This is a genomic window from Streptomyces sp. SPB074, from assembly GCF_000154905.1.
Lineage (GTDB): Bacteria > Actinomycetota > Actinomycetes > Streptomycetales > Streptomycetaceae > Streptomyces.
In genome coordinates this window covers 6,710,406-6,731,194 of record NZ_GG770539.1, presented here as the reverse complement: position 1 = coordinate 6,731,194, position 20,789 = coordinate 6,710,406, and the positions used below count along the sequence as shown (strand labels likewise).

General features: G+C 73.9%; 20 protein-coding genes and 2 pseudogenes. 15 read left to right on the top strand and 7 right to left on the bottom strand.

Translation table 11 applies throughout. The features are described 5' to 3' along the window. Positions 1–240: 240 nt before the first annotated feature. From SSBG_RS28830 to SSBG_RS28820, 3 genes and pseudogenes are all read left to right on the top strand, one after another. Positions 241–463: pseudogene (locus SSBG_RS28830) on the top strand (DUF2945 domain-containing protein). A gap of 51 nt (positions 464–514) precedes the next feature. Continuing rightward, the gene (locus SSBG_RS28825; protein ID WP_008749559.1) at positions 515–1,246 is read left to right on the top strand and encodes a class I SAM-dependent methyltransferase; all 732 of its coding nucleotides are present in this window, start codon (positions 515–517) and stop codon (positions 1,244–1,246) included. Positions 1,247–1,424: 178 nt separating this feature from the next. Next, on the top strand, positions 1,425–2,531 hold the full coding sequence (locus SSBG_RS28820; protein WP_008749558.1) for a PP2C family protein-serine/threonine phosphatase: 1,107 nt from the start codon (positions 1,425–1,427) through the stop codon (positions 2,529–2,531). A gap of 39 nt (positions 2,532–2,570) precedes the next feature. On the opposite strand, the gene panD is transcribed toward SSBG_RS28820, so the two are convergent. From panD to SSBG_RS28800, 4 genes are all read right to left on the bottom strand, one after another. Beyond that, a complete protein-coding gene (gene panD / locus SSBG_RS28815) occupies positions 2,571–3,002 on the bottom strand; it encodes an aspartate 1-decarboxylase (RefSeq protein ID WP_008749557.1) in 432 nt (143 codons plus the stop codon). Positions 3,003–3,264: 262 nt separating this feature from the next. After that, positions 3,265–3,579: a putative quinol monooxygenase gene (locus SSBG_RS28810; protein WP_008749556.1), complete on the bottom strand. Its 315-nt coding sequence runs from the start codon at positions 3,577–3,579 to the stop codon at positions 3,265–3,267. A gap of 45 nt (positions 3,580–3,624) precedes the next feature. Then, a complete protein-coding gene (locus SSBG_RS28805) occupies positions 3,625–5,001 on the bottom strand; it encodes an FAD-dependent oxidoreductase (RefSeq protein WP_008749555.1) in 1,377 nt (458 codons plus the stop codon). 682 nt (positions 5,002–5,683) lie between these two features. Next, positions 5,684–7,240, bottom strand: coding sequence for a glycoside hydrolase family 3 protein (locus SSBG_RS28800; RefSeq protein WP_008749554.1), 1,557 nt, complete (start codon positions 7,238–7,240; stop codon positions 5,684–5,686). A gap of 405 nt (positions 7,241–7,645) precedes the next feature. Here SSBG_RS28800 and SSBG_RS28795 point away from each other — a divergent pair, with 405 nt between their 5' ends. The 10 genes and pseudogenes from SSBG_RS28795 to SSBG_RS35200 all read left to right on the top strand — a co-directional run bounded on the left by SSBG_RS28795 (position 7,646) and on the right by SSBG_RS35200 (position 16,149). Beyond that, positions 7,646–8,701, top strand: coding sequence for a phytanoyl-CoA dioxygenase family protein (locus tag SSBG_RS28795; RefSeq protein ID WP_037870850.1), 1,056 nt, complete (start codon positions 7,646–7,648; stop codon positions 8,699–8,701). Continuing rightward, positions 8,683–10,008 (top strand): DUF6271 family protein, encoded by a 1,326-nt coding sequence (locus tag SSBG_RS28790; protein ID WP_037870848.1) that lies wholly within the window; start codon positions 8,683–8,685, stop codon positions 10,006–10,008. The genes SSBG_RS28795 and SSBG_RS28790 overlap by 19 nt, the downstream gene beginning before the upstream one ends. Continuing rightward, positions 10,005–11,195, top strand: coding sequence for a type III PLP-dependent enzyme (locus tag SSBG_RS28785; protein WP_008749551.1), 1,191 nt, complete (start codon positions 10,005–10,007; stop codon positions 11,193–11,195). Before SSBG_RS28790 ends, SSBG_RS28785 begins: the two co-directional genes overlap by 4 nt. Further along, positions 11,192–11,803, top strand: a complete 612-nt coding sequence (locus SSBG_RS28780; RefSeq protein WP_037870846.1) for a GNAT family N-acetyltransferase — start codon at positions 11,192–11,194, stop codon at positions 11,801–11,803. The genes SSBG_RS28785 and SSBG_RS28780 overlap by 4 nt, the downstream gene beginning before the upstream one ends. A 4-nt stretch (positions 11,804–11,807) precedes the next feature. Next, positions 11,808–13,022, top strand: a complete 1,215-nt coding sequence (locus tag SSBG_RS28775; RefSeq protein WP_008749549.1) for an MFS transporter — start codon at positions 11,808–11,810, stop codon at positions 13,020–13,022. A 255-nt stretch (positions 13,023–13,277) separates the two neighbouring features. Continuing rightward, complete coding sequence (locus tag SSBG_RS28770) at positions 13,278–13,670, top strand: PPOX class F420-dependent oxidoreductase (RefSeq protein WP_008749548.1); 393 nt, start codon at positions 13,278–13,280, stop codon at positions 13,668–13,670. 130 nt (positions 13,671–13,800) lie between these two features. Beyond that, on the top strand, positions 13,801–14,520 hold the full coding sequence (locus SSBG_RS28765) for an NAD(P)/FAD-dependent oxidoreductase (RefSeq protein ID WP_037872145.1): 720 nt from the start codon (positions 13,801–13,803) through the stop codon (positions 14,518–14,520). Positions 14,521–14,552: 32 nt separating this feature from the next. Next, positions 14,553–15,488, top strand: coding sequence for a transposase family protein (locus tag SSBG_RS28760; protein WP_008744639.1), 936 nt, complete (start codon positions 14,553–14,555; stop codon positions 15,486–15,488). Positions 15,489–15,576: 88 nt separating this feature from the next. Continuing rightward, positions 15,577–15,792 (top strand): annotated as a pseudogene (locus SSBG_RS35205) (FAD-dependent oxidoreductase); the annotation flags it as partial. Between the two features lie 27 nt (positions 15,793–15,819). Further along, entirely contained in the window at positions 15,820–16,149 is a 330-nt protein-coding gene (locus tag SSBG_RS35200; RefSeq protein ID WP_234010785.1) for an oxidoreductase C-terminal domain-containing protein, read from the top strand. 66 nt (positions 16,150–16,215) lie between these two features. Here the strand turns inward: SSBG_RS35200 and SSBG_RS28750 are convergent, their stop codons facing one another. From SSBG_RS28750 to SSBG_RS28740, 3 genes are read right to left on the bottom strand one after another with little or no spacing between them, the layout of a single operon-like run. Further along, positions 16,216–17,235: an amidohydrolase family protein gene (locus SSBG_RS28750; protein WP_008749544.1), complete on the bottom strand. Its 1,020-nt coding sequence runs from the start codon at positions 17,233–17,235 to the stop codon at positions 16,216–16,218. Further along, positions 17,232–17,933, bottom strand: a complete 702-nt coding sequence (locus SSBG_RS28745; RefSeq protein WP_008749543.1) for a 4-carboxy-4-hydroxy-2-oxoadipate aldolase/oxaloacetate decarboxylase — start codon at positions 17,931–17,933, stop codon at positions 17,232–17,234. Before SSBG_RS28745 ends, SSBG_RS28750 begins: the two co-directional genes overlap by 4 nt. Next, complete coding sequence (locus SSBG_RS28740; protein WP_037870845.1) at positions 17,930–19,060, bottom strand: zinc-dependent alcohol dehydrogenase; 1,131 nt, start codon at positions 19,058–19,060, stop codon at positions 17,930–17,932. The genes SSBG_RS28745 and SSBG_RS28740 overlap by 4 nt, the downstream gene beginning before the upstream one ends. 200 nt (positions 19,061–19,260) lie before the next feature. On the opposite strand from SSBG_RS28740, the gene SSBG_RS28735 reads away from it, so the two are divergent. Together SSBG_RS28735 and SSBG_RS28730 are read left to right on the top strand one after the other, a co-directional pair. Beyond that, complete coding sequence (locus SSBG_RS28735) at positions 19,261–20,190, top strand: ABC transporter substrate-binding protein (protein ID WP_234010686.1); 930 nt, start codon at positions 19,261–19,263, stop codon at positions 20,188–20,190. A gap of 4 nt (positions 20,191–20,194) precedes the next feature. Continuing rightward, positions 20,195–20,701 carry an RpiB/LacA/LacB family sugar-phosphate isomerase gene (locus tag SSBG_RS28730; protein ID WP_008749540.1) on the top strand — a complete coding sequence of 169 codons (507 nt, stop codon included), beginning with the start codon at positions 20,195–20,197 and terminating at the stop codon, positions 20,699–20,701. Positions 20,702–20,789 lie beyond the last annotated feature (88 nt).

The following is a 20,789-nucleotide window of genomic DNA, read 5'->3' as shown; positions in this document are numbered from 1 at the left end:
CCGGGGTTCCGCGCCGCAGGGGGCCTCCAAACCGGTTCCGCCGTAGGTCCTTCGTGCGCGGACCGCACCTGCCGTCCACCCCGCCGGGCGGGTGCGTCCGCGCTCCAGCCCACCACGGGCGGCGCGGGGGCGCGACCGGGCGGGCCCGGGTGAGGGCGCCGGGGCGCGCGGCGGCCCGGCGTGCGGGAGGCTGGGCGGGACGGCGCGCACCGGCGTGCCGGGTACGGGAGGCGGTTCCCCATGGCGAAGAAGGACAAGAAGCTGCGGCGCGGCGACGACGTGGTGTGGAGCAGCCACGGCCAGGAGGTCCAGGGCGAGGTGACGAAGAAGGGTCGAGAAGCACACGGAGGCCGCCGGGCGCACCGTGGACGCCTCTCCGGCGGCGCCGCAGTACGAGGTCGAGAGCGACAGCAGCGGCAAGCGGGCGGTCCACAAGCCGGAGTCGCTGCGCAAGAAGCGGTGAGTCCGGCCCCGCTTCCCGTTCGAGCGGGCAGGCGGGGGGCACGGTGGCGTCATGAGCGAGTGCGAGGGCACGTACCGGACGACGGCGGAGTTCTACGACATCCTCCAGGCCGAGCGGGACAGCAGGCTCGTCGCGCGGCTGTACGGGGCACGTGTCGCCGCGGCGCGGGGCGCGGTGGTGGACGTGGGCGCGGGGAGCGGGGCGGTGAGCTTCCTGGCGCTCACGGCCTCGGGGGTGCCGGTGCACGCCGTGGAGCCCTCGGCGGTGATGCGCTCGCTGCTCCTGACGCGTCTCGCCCGGTGCGGGGCGGATCGGCGGGCGCGCGTGACCGTGCACCCGGGGACGCTGCCGGAGGCGGACATCACGGCGGGGGAAGCCGAGTTGGTGGTGTGCCACAACGTCGTGCCGACCCTGGACGGCGCGGCGCGCCGGGCGCTGTGGGAGGCGGCGGCGCGGGTCCTGGGCCCCGGCGGGCTGCTGCTGATGGACCGCCCCCGCGCGCGGGCGCCGCGCGAGGCGGAGGTCACCGCGTTCACGCCGGTCCGGGTGGGGGCCGACACGTACGAGGGCGAGGTGCGGGAGACGGCGTGCGCGGAGGGCGCCGAGCTGGCGTTCACGTACACCGTGCGGCGCGGGGAGCGCGTAGTGCGGCGGCGCGGGGAGCGGTTCCTGACCCGGATGCTGCCGCTGGAGGCGCTGGCGGAGGAGCTGGGCGAGTGCGGGTTGCGGTGGGAGGAGACCGGCGAGCGGGTGCTGGTGGCGCGAAGGGCCGGGGCGGGGTGAGGGGGCGCGGGGCGGCGGACGGTGTCCGGGGGCGCCGGGCGGGCCGCGTTCGGGCGGGTCCCGGACGCGGAGCGAGGGGCGCGCGCGGCGGGGGCGGCGGCGCGCGCGGCGGGGGCGGCGGCGCGCGCGGGGCGCGCGTCACCCGGGCCGGGGGGTTTGATTCCTTACCATCCCTTTCATGCGTGTTCTGGGTGCGGGAGCGAAGCGGGTCGCGGCGTGGAAGAGGGACCCGGTGCTCCTGGCGCCCGCCGTGCTGACGGTGGCCATCGGCCTCGTGGCGGTGCTGACGCCGCCTCAGCTTCCCTTCACCCGCCTGCTCGCGGTGGCGCCCGCGCTCGCGGCCTCGCTGTGGCGGGTGCGCGGGACGCTGCTGCTCGGCGCGGTGAGCGCGCTCGGGGTGCTGGTCTACGCCTTGCTGGAGGGGGACCACGACTCGATGTTCACGGCGGGCGCGATCGTGGCCGTGACGCTCGCCGCCGCGTACACGAGCCGGCTGCGCTCGCAGCGCGAGCGGACGCTGAGCGAGGTGGAGGCGGTCGCGAACACGACGCAGGAGGTGCTGTTGCGGCCGGTGGCGCGGCATGTCGCCGATCTGGAGATCGCCACGCTGTACCTCGCGGCGGCGCCGCATGCGAAGGTGGGCGGGGACTTCTACGCGGCGGCGGACACGCCGTTCGGCCTGCGGCTCCTGCTCGGGGACGTACGCGGCAAGGGGCTCCCCGCGGTGGGTGTGGCCGCCGCGTTGCTCGGCTCGTTCCACGAGGTGGCGTACGAGGCGCGGGATCTCGCCGGGGTGGCGGAGCGCCTGGACACGAGCATGGCCCGCTACTGCCGCTCGCGGGCGGGGGCGGGCGCGGAGGAGTTCGCGACGGCGATCCTGGTGGAGATCCCGCGCGGCGACACGCACCTGTCGTTCCTGAACTGCGGGCACCCGCCCGCGCTGCTCTTCCACGGGGACGCTCCGCGCAGTCTCGACCCGCGCACGGCCTCCCCGCCCATCAACCTCGCGGAGATCCTCGGCAGCACGTACACGGTGGAGCGGGTGCCGTTCGGGCCCGGCGACACCCTGCTGCTGTACACGGACGGGGTGACGGAGACGCGGGGCCCGGGGGGCGTGTTCTTCCCCCTGGAGCGGTGGGCGGGCCGGGTGCCCGCCGGGGTGATGCCGCGAGAGCTGCTGCGCCTGCTGCACAAGGCGCTGCTGCGGCAGAGCAGGGGCAAGCTGGACGACGACATCGCGTGTCTCGCGGTACGCCACGGCAGGGGCCCGGTGACCCCGGTCTGAGCCGTCCCCGCCGGGCCGGGCGGGAACGGGCGCCGCGCCTCAGGCGTGGTGCGGCGCGGGGACGGCGCGGGGGCTGCGCCGGGCGGCGGTGCCGGGGACGGGGGCGGAGGGATCGCTGCCGAGGGCGACGATCCTGTTGTCCGCGTCGACGTGGACGACGCGCGGTACGAGAGCGCGCGCCTCGGCGTCCTCGACCTGGGCGTACGACATGAGGATGACGAGGTCCCCGGGGTGGACGAGGTGGGCCGCCGCGCCGTTGATCCCGATGACGCCGGAGCCGCGTTCCCCGGCGATCGTGTAGGTCTCCAGGCGGGCGCCGTTGGTGATGTCCACGATGTGGACCAGCTCGCCGGGAAGCAGATCGGCGGCGTCGAGCAGATCCGCGTCCACGGTCACCGAACCGACGTAATGCAGGTCGGCCTCGGTCACAGTCGCACGGTGAATCTTCGACTTGAACATGGTTCGCAGCATCGGGCACTCTCCCACGAGTAGGCTCCCCGCCTGCGTTTTTACAGGTCGAGGGCTCCATCGACAGCCTACAACGCGTCGCGGGTCCGGTCGGCGGCCCCGGGTCCCCCAGGACCCGTGCCGACCACGTGCCGACCCATAGCGGCCGGGTGCCGGTTTCCCGCCTCGCACGAACCCAGAAAAGACCACGCTCAGGACGCACGGCTCGGTGGCTCGCACAGCGAAAGGAGCGCTGTGCGAGCCACCAGCCCGATCCCCGAGGTGATCAGCGCGTGGAATCCAAGCCGTTGATGACGACTTCGGCGTGAAATGCCTCGGGCGGCGAGACGAAGTACGGGGCCATGACACCCGCGAATTCGGCGAAGGTCTCAGTTTTCGTGAAGACCTCGGTGTGGTATTCCTTCGACTCCCACGCGACGCACAGCAGGAGGGCTCCCTCCGCGTCGGTGGCGCGCAGGAGCTTGAGATCCAGGCAGCCCTTTTCCTCCTGGAGGGCCGGCAGGTAGCGTCGGACCACCGTTTCGAAATCCTCTTGTTCGCCCTCCGGAACCGTTATCCGGACAATTTCCCAGACTGCCATGCGGCTGCCTCCTGGTTTCTCTTCGGGGTTCGCGTGCGGTGCGGTTCAGTTCTTCCGCGCGTGGGTTTTCAGCATGTCCCGGTCGGGGAGCGGAGTCGCGGTGAAGACGCGCTCGGGGTCGTAGAACTCCTTGGCCCTGACGAGGCGTTCCGGCTGGGCGCCGTAGGCGTTCGCGACCTGTTCCTCCTGGTCCGGCAGGAGGAAGTTGGGGTAGCCCCCCGGCAGGGCGAAGGGTGCGAGGGCGTCGCTGACCGCGTCCACCCAGTCCGCGTAGGGAGCGGGGTCCTCCTCGGGCCCGCGGCCCGCCGAGATCTCGATCGCCACGTGGAATTCCCGCAGGCCGAAGGCACTGTCCTGCGCTCCTCGGCGTGTGGCGGCGCCGTGAAACCGCCGCAGCCCGATCCCGGCTCCCGGTCCGGGGCGGGCCTCCGCCCAGCCGGTCAGGAGATCGATGACCTCGGGGGTGAGCGCGGCGACGCTGCGGGTGCGCAGATCCCAGTGCATGTCGTCGGCGGCGCTCTGGTCGAACATCCCCCACAGCTCTTTCTGCGTGGTCCGGCCCACAGTGCCGCCGGCCGGGGTGCCGAGGCGCAGGACCCGGCCGAGGTACGCGTCGGCACCCCGCGGATCACCGGACCAGACCGGCACGACCACGAGGGCGGGGCCGATCCCCGGGGCGATGGTCATCTCAAGCAGGAGCGTCAGTTCGTCCGGTACGTCGGTCAGCAGCCCGGCGAAACCGGAGAGCACGGTCCGCGCCTCCTGCCAGGGGAACATCACCATGCCGCCGACGAGCCCCCGGTCGGGATGGAGCCGGACACGCATCGAGGTCACCACACCGAAGTTCCCGCCCCCGCCGCGCAGCGCCCAGAGCAGTTCGGGCTCGTCCCGCGTCGGGACGAGTCGGCCGTCGGCGAGCGCGACCTCGGCTTCGAGCAGGTTGTCGGCCGCGAGCCCGGCCGTGCCGAGCAACGGGCCGTAGCCGCCCCCGAGCGAGAGACCGGCCATGCCGACGGCGCTGACGGTGCCCGCGGCGACGTTCATCCCGTGCGGTGCCGCCGCGGCTATCACGTCACCGGCCCGGCTTCCCCCGCCGATGACGGCCGAGTCCCCTTCGACCCGTACGTCACGCAACGCGCCGAGGTCGATCACCAGCTCGCCGCGCAGCGCCCGCCCCGCCCAGTCGTGGCCTCCGCCGCGCACGGACACCCCCGCGCCGGAGGCCCGTGCCGCGCCGATCGCGGCGGCGGTCTCCGCACCGGTGCGCGGCCTGACCACCAGGGCCGGCCGAGCGGCCACCGCGCCGTTCCACAACGCCGTCGACGCGGCGTACTCCGGGTCGCCCGGGCGGAAGAGCTGATCGGCCCGCAGGCACTCGTCCAGCCGACGGTCCAGTTCATCGATCATGTGCGCAGAACTCATGGGCTCCCTCAGGTCTGATGACGGCTCCGGCAGCCATGGAGGGGAGGCAGGCGCCCACAGCGGACCGGTCCTTCCCGGGAGGCCATGCCTGCCGCGCCGACCGCGGTCCAGGTGATGACGCGCGGGCGCCGACGTGCCGGTACGCCGTGCGGCGCGACGGCCTACCGACCGCCCGGCCCGGGCGGCATCGCCTCGCTTGTGCCCACCATTTCGCGGAAAACGCACCTCAGAGGTCGTGGCGGGATCATGGACGGGCTCTCTTGAGGCGGCATCGGCGGATCGGGCAGCGGGCCGAGGAGACGCAGACGTCGTGGAGTTCGAGGCGTCGTCCCCAGCGCACGCACTGGCGCGGCGGCGCGAGGGTCCTCTCAACGAAGGAGCGGAGCCGTCTGGGCCCTTGACCTGCCCTTGACGTTCGCGCGGGCCTTCGCGGGCGATCACGGGCATGATCCGGCGCTCGCGCAGTGCGCACCGGACTTTCTCGGAGCCGTGCGCCTTGTCGCCCAGCGCAGAGCGTCGGGTGCGCATCGTGGCGGGCCAGGGCATTCGGCAACGGGCGGCGGACCGCCGACCAGGGACGGTCGGCGACGCCGCCACCAATCTCGCCGCCGCCCCCTCAGGCGCCCGTTTCTCTCGTACGCGAAGGCCGGGCGCCGCGGGGAGGGACGCGTCGCGGCGGGGCTCAGGTCAGGTCCGCTGCGGCCGCGACGGCCGGGGACGCCTGCGGGGTCTCGTACTCGGGGAAGGCGACGCCGTCGGTGAGGAGCGCGGCGACGGCCTGGGCGGACGCGGTGGAGGCGCCGTGGGTGATGACGTGCGCCTCGCCGGGCAGCGGGCCGGGCAGGCCGGTCTCGACCACGAGGGCGTCCGGGCGGGCACGGACGATGTCCGTCAGCGCCCTGCGCATCCACGCGTGCCGTCCCGCGTCCCGTACGACGACGACCACGGGGCGTCCCTCGGCGGGAGCGAGCACCTCGGCGGGCAGGGGGGCGTCCGCAGGCAGGTCCTCCTCCCCCAGCCGGACCGAGGTGGTGGCGGCGGTGCGGGCGCGCAGCGGCGCGGCGAGCCCCCACGGGGTCTCCTTGCCGATGGCGAGGTTGGTGCGCGGGGCCAGTTCGACGACGTGCGCGGCGCCGGTCAGGGGCAGCCGGGTGCGGGCGGCGTCGGTCAGGCTGATCGCGCGGCGGGCCGCGTCGTGGCCGACGAACGGGTCGGGCGCGCCCGTGGCGTTGCGGCGCAGAGTGGCCGACCAGGTGGCGAACCCGGCCACGCGGCGGGCCGCGTCGGCGAGGCGCTCGGCGGGCAGATCGCCGGTGCGGACGGCTTCGACCAGGGCGTCGGCCAGGCGTCCGGGGATGTCCGGGCTCGCGTTCTCGCCGCCGACGCAGATCGCGTCGGCGCCCGCCGCGATGGCGCGCACGGTGGCGCCCTCGATGCCGTACTGGTCGGCGACCGCGCCCATTTCGATGGCGTCGGTGACGATGAGTCCCTCGTAGCCGAGTTCTTCGCGGAGCAGGTTGGTCAGGACGCGGTGGCTGAGCGTGGCCGGGACGTCCGGGTCGAGGGCCGGTACGAGGAGGTGCGCGCTCATCATCGCGCGGACGCCGGCCGCGATGGCCGCGCGGAAGGGCGGCAGCGCCTCGCGGGCGATGGTCTCCGCCGTGGCCTCGTAGACGGGCAGGCCGTGGTGGGAGTCGACCGCGACGTCCCCGTGGCCGGGGAAGTGCTTGGCGCAGGCGGCGACACCGGCGGACTGGAGACCGCGAATCCAGGCGGCGGTGTGGCGGGACACCGTGGCGGGGTCGGCGCCGAAGGAGCGGACGCCGATGATGGGGTTGTCCGGGTTGCTGTTGACGTCGGCGCTGGGCGCGTAGTCGAGGCTGACGCCCGCCGCGCGCAGCGTGTGGCCGAGGTCCTGGGCGACGGCGTGGGTCGTCGCGGTGTCGTCCAGGTACCCGAGGGCGTGGTTGCCCGGGCGGGTGGAACCGGTCCGGGACTCGATGCGGGTGACGTCTCCGGACTCCTCGTCGATGGCGATGACGAGTTCGGGGTTCTCGGCTCGCAGGCGCGCGGTGAGCGCGGCCACCTGCTCGGGCGTTTCGATGTTGCGGGAGAAGAGCACCACGGACGCGAGACCGTCGCGGATGGCGGCGAGGAGCCACTCGGGCGCCGTGGTGCCGACGAAGCCCGGCTGGAGAACGCCGAGCGCGAGACGGCGCAGCTCCTTCTCGTTGTGCATGTGGTGCCCTTCGCGTGGTGCGTGTTGAACAGCCGGTGGACGGGCCGGGGGTCCCCTGCGCCGCCTCCTGGTCTGGACCTTTGAGCCAACGCGGCGCGAGGCGGCCTGTCAAGTGGTCTGGACCAAAATCGTCCGACCGTTCACCGCCTCGTCACACAGGAAGACGGGACGATACGGAAAGTACTGGTCGGTAAGGAAAATGATGTGGCGTCAGTGACGGATGAGACGTTGACAGCCTTTGCTGGTCTAGTCCAACGTGGGGGGCGAGGCGCCGTCCCGAACCGAGCGCCCCCGTCTTCCACACCCTCCCGCGTCCGCCGTTCGCGTCCGCCGTGTGCCCTGGTCAGGGCAGCGCGCCCGGACGACGCCTCGCCCTCCCCACGCTCAAAGCCCTGGAGTTCCCTCATGCCCACGGCCGACCCGTATCTGCACCGTGCCGCCACCACCCGTCCCTACTTCAGCGCGGACGGCGAGACCTACCTCGCCGCCACCCCGCTGCGCGAGCTGCGCAAGACGCGCCCGCTGCGCGTGCTGAGCGAGGAGCAGTTCTCCTTCTGGCAGACCTACGGCTACGTCGTGGTCGAGCAGGCCGTCCCGCGCGAGGACGCCGAGCGTCTCCTCGACGTCGCCTGGGAGTTCCAGGGGCTCGACCCGGAACGCCCCGAGACCTGGTACGACGAGCGCGAGTACCGCTCCGAGCTGGACCAGGAGCTGCACATCTACGGCTTCGTGGAGGCGTACCACCACGAGCTGATGTGGCGGAACAGGCAGCGCCGGCGGGTGTACGAGGCCTTCGCCGACGTCTGGGACTGCGACGAGCTGTGGGTCACCCTGGACCGGCTGAACCTCAACCCGCCGAACGTCAAGACGCGTGACCGCTCGCTGATCGAGTTCCGCCCGACCGGTTTCGACATCGACCTGCACTGGGACGTGGACAGCACGCGCGGCATCCCGCCGCAGCGCGTCCAGGGCATCCTCGCGCTCAACGACACGGTGCCCGAGCAGGGCGGCTTCCAGTGCTGCCCCGAGCTCTTCCGGCAGTTCGACCGGTGGAAGGCCGAGCAGCCGGCCGACCGCGACCCGATCCGCCCGGCCATCGACCGCTCCGAGATGCCCGTCGTGCGCCCCGAACTGCGCGCGGGCGACCTGCTCATCTTCAACGGCCACCTCGCGCACGGCGTGGCGCCCAACCTCTCCACCGGCGGGGCCCGCGCGGTGCAGTACCTGTCGATGATGCCCGCGCTGGAGCAGCACGAGGACCTGCGCCGCTCGCGGGTGGACTCGTGGCGGGACCTGAGCACCCCCACCTGGAACGGCACCCTGCTGGGCGACGCCGTACGCCCGGAGGCCGAGCGCTACCCGCGCCCCGAGCTGGACGAACTGGGAGAACGCCTGCTCGGCCTGCGCTCCTGGCGGGAGGCGGACAGCAAGGAGGCCGGTTCGTGCGCAGCGTCTGCCTGACCCTCCCGACCGACCGGGAGTGCGTGGCCACGCTGGGCCTCCTCGCCGAGGAGGCGGCCTACGCGGTCGAGCACTTCGACGTCGAGGTCCACCTCCTCGTCCTCGACTCCAGCGCCCCCCGGACGCGCGCCGCGCACCGGGCGGCGCTGCGGGAGCTCAGCCTCCCCGCCCGCGTCTGCGTCCACCACTTCGGCGAGGACGAGCAGCGCGCCTTCCTGCGGCACGTGCTCGACGGCACGGGCGACCCCAAGGCCGAGCTGCTGCTCGACCTGATGCTTCCCTCCGCGCCCTCCTACGGGGCCTGCACGAACCGGGCGTTCCTCCTCAGCCTCGCGCTGGGCTGCGTGTCCGTGCACCGCAGGGACTCCGACAGCCGCTACCAGGAGTACGGCGGCGAGAAGGTCTTCCCGATCCACCACGAACTGCGGGCGCTGGGCGCGCGGGCCGCCGACCTGGCCGACGCCGTGGACGAGTGCGACCTCTCCCCCGTGGAGGCCGCCCGCGCGGTCTCCCTGGTCGGGGCGTCCTTCGTCGGCCCGCCGTCCGTCGACATCGCCGAGATCGCCGCCCTGGACCCCGAGGCGTACCACGACGTGGTGAGCCTGTGGGCCCCGGCGGACGCGAGCGAGGAGGAGAAGCGGGAGCTGGTCGCCGAGTCCTTCCTCGGCGCGGGCAACGACGCCTTCGAGGGCGATCACGCGCTGCTGACCCGGGTCGACCCGATGCGGGTCGACATGTGCAACATCGCCTTCCAGGACGTGCACGCGCGCGTCCCGCTGCCCCCGGCGACGAACACCATAGGAAGCGACTACTTTCTCCTCCACCTGGTCCACCACGCGGGGCTCCCCGGCGTCCTGCACAACCGGCACATCGTCAACTACTACACGGGCGAACGCCGTACGGACGCGGGCTTTCGCGCCTACCAGACGCGCTTCGTGAAGTTCCTCCTGTCGATGGCGCACCTCCACCCCGCCTACGCGGGCCTCGCCCGGGCGGGCTCGGCGCTCCTGCTCCCCGACGGCACGGTCGACGCGGAGCGGGTGGCCGCCATCGTGCGCCGGGCCGCCGTCGTGGACCCGGCGGAGAACGTCGAGCGCCTCGACCGGATCGACGACGCCTACCGCAGGCTCGGCGGGCGCTACGCCGATTTCGCCGGCCACCTGCGCCGCTCGCGGGAGCCGCTTCCGGCGGAGGCCCGGGCGGACATGGAGGACTTCGCCCTGCTCATCGACACTTGGCCCGCCCTCGTCGCCGGGGCGCGCCGGGCCGGTCCCGCCGGGCTGCGTGCCGCACAGGAGGAGATATGACGTCCACACCGCTGTCCGGGCCCGAGGGGCCCGGGGACCACGACCGGCTCGTCTACGACCTCGACGGCGTCCGCGCCCGCTATGCCGAGCTGCTGCGCGAACTCCCCTCAGCGGCCGTGCGGTTCGCCATGAAGGCGGCTCCCGAGGACGGGGTGCTGCGCGCGCTCGCCGCCGTGGGGGCCGGGGTGGACGCGGCCGGGCCGCAGGAACTGCGCCAGGCGCTCCGCGCCGGGTTCCCCGTCGAGAAGATCCACTACGGCAACACGATCAAGTCCGACGCGGACATCGCGGAGGCGTACGCCCTCGGGGTGCGCCTCTTCGTGACGGACAGCCGTGAGGACCTCGCCGCGCTCGCGCGCCACGCCCCCGGCGCGCGGGTGTTCTGCCGGATCGCCGTCGAGGGCGGGAGCGCCCTGTGGGGCCTCAAGCACAAGTTCGGCTGCGCGCCGGACGAGGGCGTGCGGCTGCTGCGGGAGGCCGCCGGCCTCGGTCTCGTGCCCTCCGGGCTCTCGGTGCACGTGGGCTCGCAGCAGATGGACCCCGACGCCTGGCGCGACGCGTGCGAACGGCTCGCGGCGGTGCTGGAGTCGCTGGGCGCGGCGGGGATCACCCTCGACCACGTGAACCTCGGCGGCGGCCTGCCCGCGCGGGGGTACCTGAATGCCGACGGCCAGCCGCTCGACCCGCCGCTGGACAAGATCTTCGCCACGCTCCGGGAAGGGGTCGAACGGCTGCGCTCCGTCCACGGCGGGCACCTCGGCGTCGTCATGGAGCCGGGCCGCTGGCTGGTCGCCGACCACGGCACCATCCAGGCCCGCGTCGTGCGCCTGACCCGGCGGCACATGCCCGACGGCCACGTCCAGCACTGGCTCTACCTGAGCTGCGGGAAGTTCAACGGCCTGTACGAGATGGACGCCCTCCAGTACCGCCTGCGCTTCCCCACCGCCTCCGCCGCCCCCCGGGTCCCGGCGGTCGTGGCGGGGCCGACGTGCGACAGCGACGACGCCTTCGCGCACGACCGCGGGCATGTGCGGGTCCCCGCCGATCTGCGCTCGGGCGACCCCGTCGAGATCCTCTCCTGCGGCGCGTACGCGCTGAGCTACACGACGCGGGGGTTCAACGGCTTCTCCCCCCTCCCCGTCGTCCTCACCGGCGCCTCGCCGGACGCGCGAGGGGACGGCCTGTGAGCGAGAGCGACGCGGCGGGGACTTCCCCGGCGGCGGGGCCCGCGGGCGCGACGGGCGGGCCCGTGATCCGCGGGCTCGTCGTGGCGGACTGGGAGGCGATCATCTCCCTGGAGGCCGAGGCGTACGCCCCGCTGGGGCTGTCCGAGACTCCCGCCGTTCTCCGCGCGAAGGCCGCGGCCTCACCCGGCACGTGCTTCGTGGTGCTCGCCGGGGCGGAGACGGTGGGCGGCTATCTGCTCGCCCTGCCCAGCCCGCCGCACCGGCCTCCGTCGTGGGGGCGCACGGAGGCGGCGACCGCACTGCGGGACAACCTGCACATCCACGACCTCGTCGTGAGCCCGCCGCTGCGCGGACAGGGCCTCGGGCGCCGCCTCGTGGCGCACGTGGAGGACACCGCGCGGGCCCTGGGCTGCGCCTCCGTCTCTCTCGTCGCGGTGGGCGGCGCCGACCGCTTCTGGGCCACGCTCGGCTACACCGCCCGCCCGCACGTGACCGTCACCGACTACGGCGCGTCAGCCGTGTACATGTCCCGTTCCCTCGGGGCACGGGACCCTTCCCCGGCTCACGCCGTGTCCCCTGCCCCTCAGTCTCCACACAGGCGGAGTTGACCTCATGCCCTCCCCCGTTCCCTCGTTCCGGCGTGGGCAGTTCGCCACCGCCGCGCTCTTCTGCGCCCTGGGCTTCCAGTACGCCACCTGGGCCGCCCGCATCCCCGCGCTGAAATCCGGGCTCGGCCTGAACGCAGCCGAGGTCGGCTTCCTGCTGATGGCCGCGGGGGTGGGCTCCTGCGTGTCCTTCCCGCTCATCGCGCTGCTGATGCGGCGACTGGGCTCGCGCCGGCTCGCCCTGCTCTCGACCACGGCCCTGGCCCTCGTCCTGCTCGCCCTGGCCGCCGCCCCCAACTACCCGGTGGCGCTGCTGGTGGTGTGCGTCGACGGCGTCTTCGTCGGCTGCCTCAACACGGCGATGAACGCGCAGGGCGCGGCGCTGGAGGCACGCTACGAGCGGCACACGATGGCGAAGCTGCATGCCGTCTTCAGCGGCGGCTCCTTCCTCGCGGGGGTGCTGGCCTCCGGGGTGCACCTCCTGACGTCCTCGCTCACCGCGCACTTCGCCGTGGCCGCCGGGCTTCTCGTCCTGCTCACCGCGGGCGCCTGGACGGGCCTGCTCACCGGGACGGAGGAGGCCGCGGCGTCCTCCGCTCCGGCGGAGGAGGAAGCGGAGGCGAAGCCGCGGCGCCGGACGCTGCCGGGTGCCGCCGTGTGGTGGATGTGTGCCGCCATGGTCTTCGGGACCGTCGTGGAGGGCGCCATGAACGACTGGTCCGCCCTGTACCTGCGCGACGTCGCCGACGCCTCCGAACAGCTCGCGCCGCTCGGGATCTCCGTCGTCTCCGGCGTCATGGTCCTCGCGCGCCTGTGCGCCGACGGCTGGCGCGAGCGCTGGGGCGACGGCCGGGTCGTCGTGCTGGGCAGCGCCCTGGCCGGGTCCGGGCTCGTCCTGGCACTCGCCGCCGGTGGCGTCTGGCCGGCCTTCGCCGGTTTCGCCTGCGTCGGGCTCGGCGTCGCGGCGGTCACCCCCTGCGTGTACGTGGCGGCCGCCCAGCAGGGCGGGAACGCCCTCACGCTCGTCGCGGCCATGGGGACGACGGGGCTGCTCGCCGGTCCTCCCCTGATCGGCTTCGTGGCCAGCGCGAGCAGCCTGGTCTGGGGGCTCGCCTGCGTCGCGGGGGCCGCCTACGTGGTCGCGCTGTGCGGCGTCCGCATCCCCTGGCCGGCCCGCCGTACCAGCACGGACCCCGCCCCGGAGAAGGCCGTCGCCGCCTGAACACCCCTGCGAAGGGCCCGCACCGGGACGCCCTGCTTCCCGGTGCGGGCTGCCGCCGCCCCCGTCACGCCGCTCGGCGCGACGGGGGCGGCGGTGGTCGTGGCGACGGGCTGACGCCCCGCCGGGCGCGAGCGCGTGCAGGGCCCCACGCCTCCTGAGCGGAGAGGCGGGCAGGGGGTCGGCTCCTGCCCGCACGACGGGGCCCGGGGTCCGTAGAGTCGTCCCCTCACGAGCCCCGAACGAGGAGTGTGCCGCATGGGAGTCCCCGCCGAACTGGCCGCCGCGAAGTACGTCAGTCTCGTCACGTACCGCCGGAGCGGGGTGGCCGTCGCGACGCCGGTGTGGCTGGCCGTCGAGGGCGAACGGCTCGTCGCGTGGAGCGAGGCGGACGCGGGCAAGGTCAAGCGGCTGCGGCACACGAGCCGCGTGACCGTACGCGCCTGCGACGTGCGCGGGCGGATCGCGGCAGGCGCGGGCACGTACGAGGGGACCGGCCGGGTCCTGGACGAGGCCGGGGGGCGGGTGGCGCGGCAGGCGCTCGCGCGCGAGTACGTGCTCGTGCGGCTCACCGACCTCATGCGGCGCGTGGTGCCGCGCGCGAACAGGCCAGGCGTGGCCCTCGCGGTGGAGTTCCCGCCGGAGGCGTAGAGCCGGGGCGCGGTGCAGAGCCGGGGCGCGGTGGCGGGACCGGTCCGGGCCTCCGGTCACGGCACCCCTCGATGGCGGAATGGTATGACAGTTAAACCTTGACGGAGTGTCAACCGGAGAGGACCCCGTGATGCCGTCCGACCACCAGCCCCCAGGGCCCGGCCCGTCCGCGGACCGCCCCGGTACCCCGCCGCGCCGCGAGGGGACCCTGATCGTGGGCGCGAGCCAGGCCGGGCTCCAGCTCGCCGTGGCCCTGCGCCAGGCGGGCGACACCTCGCCCGTCCTCCTCGTGGGCGAGGAGCCGTACGCGCCCTACCAGCGGCCCCCGCTCTCGAAGGAGTACCTCAGCGGCGCGCTGGAGCCGTCGGCACTCGCGTTCCGCTCCCCCGCCTTCTACGCCGAGCAGGGCATCGGCCTGCTCACGGGCGAGCGCGTCACCTCCGTGGACCTCTCCGCCGACGGCGGTACCGCGCGCACCGCGAGCGGGCGCGCGCTGGGCTTCGCGCGGCTCGCCCTGACGGTCGGCGCCGCGCCCCGGCGCCTGGACGTGCCCGGGGCCGGGCTGGACGGGGTGCTGACCCTGCGGGACAGGGACGACGCCGAGCGGCTGCGCGAACGGCTCGCGACGGCCCGTCGCGTCGTCATCGTCGGCGGCGGGTTCATCGGCCTGGAGACCGCGGCGGCGGCGCGGGCGCGGGACAAGGACGTCACGGTGGTGGAGGCGGGGCCCCGGCTGATGGGCCGGGCGGTCGCGCCCGCCGTCTCGGCCGCCTACCGGGCCGCGCACGAGCGGCGCGGCACCCGTGTCCTGCTGTCGGCCGCCGTCACGGGCTTACGAGCTGGTGCGTGATTGCGGTTGGGGAGGGATCGCGCGAGGGTGGGATGATCCAGTCCGTGGTGATCACGGTCGACCGGAACGTTCTCGCGCATCAGCTGTTCACCGGTGTCTCCCGGCAGCATCTGGCTTGCCTGGTCGAGGAGTTGGCTGGCCCGTGGCAGGCCATGATTGAGGGGCGTCGTCACGAGGCTCGCGGCGGGGCCAGGAAACGTGAGGCGGGGGCCGGTGCCCGGCATCGGCTGGTGTTCGTCGACCGGCTGGTCGTCACGCTGATTCACCTGCGGCACGATCTCCCGCACTCCGTCCTGGCCCTGTTGTCCGGTGTCGACCGTTCCACCGTTACCCGCGCGGTCGGAGAGATGCGCGGGCTCCTGGCCGAACGCGGATGCGCGGTCCCTGACCGTCCTGGCCTGCGGCTTCGGACCCTGGCGGATGTGTTCGCCTACGCCCAGGCCGAGGGCATCGAGCTGCGGCTGGATGCCACCGAGATCCAGGTCCGCCGGCCCGCAGCCGGCCGCGGCGGACGCCGGGCGTTCGTCTCGGGCAAGAAGAAGCAGAACACGATGAAGGCCACTGTCGTTGCCGACCATCAGGGCCGCACTCTCTGGACCGACGCCCTGCGGCCAGGCCGGATGCACGATGCGACCGCCACACGCAACGAAGGTATCGGAACCTGTTTCCAGCACTTCCCGGACGTGGAAGTGCTTCTGGACGACGGCTACCTCGGTCTCCGGCGTGATCACCCCGGCCAGGCGATCACACCGCCCAGAAAACCAAACAAGATCGCTTTGCCGCACGTGCACGCCGCCAGAGAAGAGGCCCGGCACCGACACTCATCGAAGCGCATCACCGTCGAGCACGCGCTTGCCGACCACAAACGCTGGAAACAGCTGACCCGCTGGACGCACCGGCGAGAGGCCCTGCCCGACACCTACCGGGCCATCGCCGGCCTCGTCTCCGACCGAACCGCCAACGCGTAACCACGCCCCTGATCAGGCAAACACGCCTCAACCGCAATCACGCACCAGTTCGTTAGCCGAGGGCGCCGGGGGGCGGCTCGCGGACGGGCGGGAACTCCCCGCCGACCTCGTGCTCGTCGGGGCCGGGGCCGTCGCCAGGACCTCTCTGGCCGGGCGGCTGGGGCTCGCGTGCGCGGGCGGCATCGTCGTGGACGCCGCCGGGCGCACGAGCCGCCCGGGGGTGTGGGCCGCCGGGGACTGCGCCGTCGCGCCGCACCCGCAGACCGGCGAGGGGCGGGTGCGGATCGAGTCGGTGCAGAACGCGGTGGCCCAGGCGAGCGCCGCCGCCTCGATGCGCGGGGCGCCCGCGCCGGGGCCGCAGGTGCCGTGGTTCTGGTCCTTCCAGGGCGATCTCAAGCTCCAGATCGCCGGGCTGAGCGCGGGTCACGACACGACTGTCGTGCGCGGGGACGCCGACAGCGAGCGGTTCAGCGTCCTCTACTACCGGGCGGGCGCGCTGCTCGCCGCCGATTGCGTCAACAGTCCGGCGGACTACATGGTGGTGCGCAAGGCGCTCGCCGGGGGCCACACGATCCCGCCCGGCGTCGCGGCCGACGCCGCCGTCCCGCTCAAGCGCGCGCTCCCGGCCCCCGGCACCCCGAAAACCCCGGCCGCGGCCTGACCCCCGGCGCACGGCGAAGGCCCCCGGTCCCGCGTGAGCGGGCGGGGGCCTTCGTCCTACGCCGGGTCAGCGCCCCTGCGCGCGCAGGAGGGCGTCGAGGCGGGGGTAGACGCGGCGGGCGTTGTGCTCCTGGACGCGCGCGAGGTCGTCGGGGGCGAGACCCGCGTGGGCGAGGTAGTGCCCGGTGTCGTCCCAGGCGACGCCCGTCGCGGGGTCCTCGCCGCGTACCGCGCCCAGCATCTCGGAGGCGAAGAGGATGTTGCCGGCGGGCAGCACCCGGGTGAGCAGGTCGATGCCGGGCTGGTGGTAGACGCAGGTGTCGAAGAAGACGTTGCCGAGCAGTGTCTCGGGGCCGGGTACGCCGAGCCGCGCGGCGAGCCCCCGGTAGCGGCCCCAGTGGTAGGGGACGGCGCCGCCGCCGTGCGGCAGGACGAGCCGCAGGCGGGGGAAGCGCGTGAAGAGGTCGCTCGTGAGGAGTTGCGTGAAGACGGCGGTGTCGGCGTTGAGGTAGTGCGCGCCGAGGGTGTGGAAGTGCGGGTTCAGGGAGGTGGAGACGTGGACCATCGCGGGCACGTCCAGCTCGCACAGCGCCTCGTAGAGCGGGTACCAGTACGGGTCGGTGAGCGGGGGTCCGTCCCAGCGGCCGCCGGCGGGGTCGGGGTTGAGGTTGGCGCCCACGAAGCCGAGCCCGGTGACGCAGCGGCGCAGTTCGGCGACGACGGGGGCGAGGAGGCCGCCCGGGGTCTGCGGGAGCTGGCAGACAGGCGCGAAGTGGGCGGGGAAGAGGGTCGCGACGCGGTGGACGAGGTCGTTGGAGACGCGGGCCCAGGCGTCCGCGGTGGCCTGGTCGGTGACGTGGTGCTCCATGCCGGACGCTATGGGCGAGAAGAGCATCATGTCGCCGCCCCGGGCGCGGAGCACGGCGAGCTGCCGCTCCTCGACGCTCACGCGCAACTCGTCGTCCGAGGGCTCGGCGAAGGCGGGGACGGGGGCCGCGGGGCCGCTGAGGCGGGCGAGCTGGGCCCGGCGGTAGGCGTCGAGCTGTCCCGGCGCGGTGGTGTAGTGGCCGTGGATGTCGATGATCACGTGCGCGGTCCCTCCGCCTCGGCGTGGTCGCGGTAGGTGAGGCCCTTCGCGGCCAGGCGCTCGCGCATGGCGCCGGTGTCGAGGCTCAGCTCGCCCGCCCGGTAGCGGGCGCGGGAGGTCTCCTCCTTCGCCTCCCGCGCCCGCGAGGCGTCGATGACCTCCGCGGCGCGCGTGCGCGGGACGACCACGACGCCGTCGTCGTCGGCGAGGACGAGGGCGCCCGGGGTGACGAGGCGGCCGGCGCAGACGAGGGGGACGTTGACGTCACCCAGGGTCTCCTTGACGGTCCCGTACGCGCTCACGTGCCGGGCCCAGACGGGGAAGCCCATCGCGCGCAGTTCGGCGATGTCGCGGCAGCCCGCGTCGATCACGACGCCGCGCACCCCGCGCGCGGCGAGCGCGGTCGCGAGGAGTTCGCCGATGTACCCGGCCGCCGAGGCCGAGGTGGGGGCGACGACGAGGAGGTCGCCGGGACGGCACTGCTCGACGGCGACGTGGATCATCCAGTTGTCGCCGGGCGGCACGCTGACGGTGACCGCGGTGCCGCAGACGCGGGCGCCGGGGTGGACGGGGCGCAGCGCGGGGTCCAGGAGGCCGGTGCGGTCCTGGGCCTCGTGGACGGTGGCCACGCCGAGGGCGGCGAGCGCGTCGGCTTGGGCGAGCGGGGCGCGGGGCGGATTGCGGACGACGAGGCTCACGCGGCCTCCGCCCAGGGCAGCAGGGAGACATGGACGGCTCCGGCGCCCTCGCCGTCGTCGAACTCGCCCGCGACGGTGCGCAGGGCGCGGTCGGTCTCGGCGAGCGGGAAGCTGTGCGTGGCGAGCCGTTCGAGCGGGAAGCGGCGCGAGGCGAGCTGTTCGAGGGCCAGTTCGCAGGCTCGGTAGCCGTGGCCCCGGGCGCTCTTGAGCGCGATGGACTTCTCGGTGAGCTTCTTGAGCGGGAAGCCGGGGAAGGCGGCGAGTTCGCCCTGGACGACCATCGTGCCCTCGCGGCGCTTGAGCGCGTCGATACCGAGGAGGACGGGGGCCGTGCCCGCTCCGGCGGTGCAGTCGAGCACGACGTCCGCACTGCGTCCGCCGGTGAGCGCGCGGACCTGTTCGAGGGGGTCGGCGGCGGTGACGTCGATGGTGTGGTCGGCGCCGAGGGCGCGGGCGAGGCCGAGGCGGGCGGCGTCGCGGGTCGTGCCGCTGACGATGATGAGCGAGGCGCCCGTCTGCTTGCAGGCGACGACCTGGGAGAGTCCCTGCTGCCCGGGGCCCTGGATGAGGACGGTCGAGGCGTAGCCGACCCCGGCGGTGTTGAGGGCCCACTCGATGCCGTTGGACAACGGCGTGACGAGTCCGGCGAGTTCGGGGGTGACCGAGTCGGGGACGCGGTGCGTGACGGCGCTCCACGGGAGGTAGAGGTACTGGGCGAAGCCGCCCCACAGGTGGTACGGGCGCTCGGCGGAGGTGTAGCCGTAACGGCGCGCGTCGGGGTTGGTGCGCCAGTCGGTGTACTCGCAGTGGCGGTACTCGCCGGCGTGGCACCAGGCGCAGCGGAAGCAGCCGACGTAGTGCTCGACGAAGACGCGGTCGCCCTCGCGCAGGCCCTTGCGGGCGGTGAACTCGCTCCCCGCGCGGGCGATCACGCCGACGTTCTCGTGGCCCATGATCACCGGGTCCGGGAAGGGCGGTTTCCCGTACATCTTGACGTCGGTGCCGCAGATCCCGGCCATCTCGACCTTGAGCAGCGCCCCGTCCGGCGGGATGTCGGGGAGGGGGAACTCCCGCAGTTCCGTGGTGCCGGGTGCCGTGCGCACCGCGGCGAGCACTTGCTCGCTCATGGTGTCTCTCCTCGTCCTCGGAAGCTCGCCGCCGGGGCGTGCCCGGGGGCGTTCGCGCGGCACACTACTCTATGGACTGATGGTCTGACCATGCTACCTTTCGGGTCATCACCGAGCGTCCCCGTCCGCGTCCCTCCGCGAGAGAGCCGAGTCGCCCCATGGCCGTACCGCCGCCGCACAGCCCCTCGTCCGCGCCCCGCTTGAGGACCGTCACGCGCACGCAGGGCGCGACCGAGGCCCTCAAGAGCGGTGAGGTGCGCCCGCACGGCCTCGCCCTCGACTTCGACGAGGTGCCGGTCCTCGTCCACGCCTTCCGCCGCATGGTCCGCGAACTCGCCTACGACGTGAGCGAGATGGCGGTGACCACGTATCTCGTCGCCAAGGCGCACGGGGTGCGCTTCACGGCTCTGCCCGTCTTCCTCGTCCGGGACTTCCACCACGGCGCGGTGCTGGTGGACCCCGCCTCGGGCGTCCGCGAGCCGAAGGACCTGGAGGGGCGGGCCGTCGGTGTCAACCGCGGGTACACCGTCACGACGGGGGTGTGGGCGCGCGCGGTGCTCGCCGAGGAGGACGGCGTCGATCTCGACAGGATCACCTGGGTGCTCTCGGGCGACGAGCACGTCACCGCCTTCGAGGCACCGCCCCACGTCCGGCCGATGCGCGGCACGCGGAGCCTCGGGGAACGGCTGCTGGACGGGGAGGTCGCGGCCACGATCGGGGCGCCGCCCGCGGCGCCCGGCGTGCGCACGCTGATCCCGGACGCGCGCGAGGCGGGCCTGCGGGCGCTGCGCGAGCGCGGGCACTGGCCCGTCAACCACCTGGTCGTGGTGCGCGACGATGTCCTGCGCGCCCACCCGGACGCGGGCGCCGAGCTCTTCCACGCCTTCGCCCGCGCCAAGCGCGGCTACGTCGAGCGGCCGCGCGGCCCGCTCGCGGAGCCCTCGGCGCAGGACCGCACCTTGCGCGAGGTGATGGCCGTGACGGGCGCGGACCCGCTGCCGTACGGGCTCGCGCCCAATCGCGACGTGCTCGACGCGCTCCTGCGGCACGCCGTGGACCAGCACATCCTGGAGCGCGCGCCCGCCCTGGAATCGCTCTTCGATCCCGGCACCCTCGACCTGGTGGGCTGAGGGCGTGGCAGCGGACCGGATCGCCGTGGCCGCCGACCACAACGGCCTCGCGCTCAAGGCCGCGCTGAGCGCGTGGCTGCGCGGCCGGGGGTACGCGGTGCACGACCTCGGGGCGTACGGGAGCGACGCGGACGCCGTGGTCGACTACCCGCCGCTGTGCTGGGCGCTGTGCCGGGAGGTGACGGCGGGGCGGGCCGCGCGCGGCATCGTCCTCGGCGGCAGCGGTCTCGGCGAGACCGTCGTGTGCAACAAGGTCCCCGGCATCCGCGCGGGTCTGTGCCACGACGTGTGGAACGCGGGCGTCTCGCGCGGCAACAACGACGCCAACGTCCTCGTCCTGGCGGCGAGGACCCTCCCGCCCGCACGGGCCCTGGAGGTCGCGGAGACGTGGCTGACGACCCCTTTCCGGGGCGGGGCGCACGCGCGCCGGCTCGCGCAGATCGCGGCGGTGGAGCGCGGGGAGGCGCCGACGGGGGAGCCACCGACCGGGGAGCCACCGGCGCTCGGCTGAGGCGGCGCAAGTGAAGGAACAGGGAAGTTTTTTTTTTTTTTATTTTTTTTTTTTTTTTTTTTTTTTTTTTTTTTTTTTTTTTTTTTTT